Here is a 255-nt window from a genome sequence, read left to right as displayed (position 1 = left end):
CGGTCGCAAGATTAAAACTCAAAGGAATTGACGGGGACCCGCACAAGCGGTGGATGATGTGGATTAATTCGATGCAACGCGAAAAACCTTACCTACCCTTGACATGGATGGAATCCTCGAGAGATTGGGGAGTGCCCGAAAGGGAACCATTACACAGGTGCTGCATGGCTGTCGTCAGCTCGTGTCGTGAGATGTTGGGTTAAGTCCCGCAACGAGCGCAACCCTTGTCATTAGTTGCTACGAAAGAGCACTCTA

The 255-nt window shown here is 51.0% G+C and carries 1 rRNA gene; it reads left to right on the top strand.

The features are described from left to right. A 16S ribosomal RNA gene (locus GTP55_RS29415) occupies positions 1–255 on the top strand; the annotation flags it as partial.

This window comes from Duganella margarita (assembly GCF_009857535.1).
GTDB classification, from domain to species: domain Bacteria; phylum Pseudomonadota; class Gammaproteobacteria; order Burkholderiales; family Burkholderiaceae_D; genus Rugamonas; species Rugamonas margarita.
The sequence above is the reverse complement of the archived record's forward strand: the minus strand, read 5'-3'. Positions and strand labels throughout refer to the sequence as shown.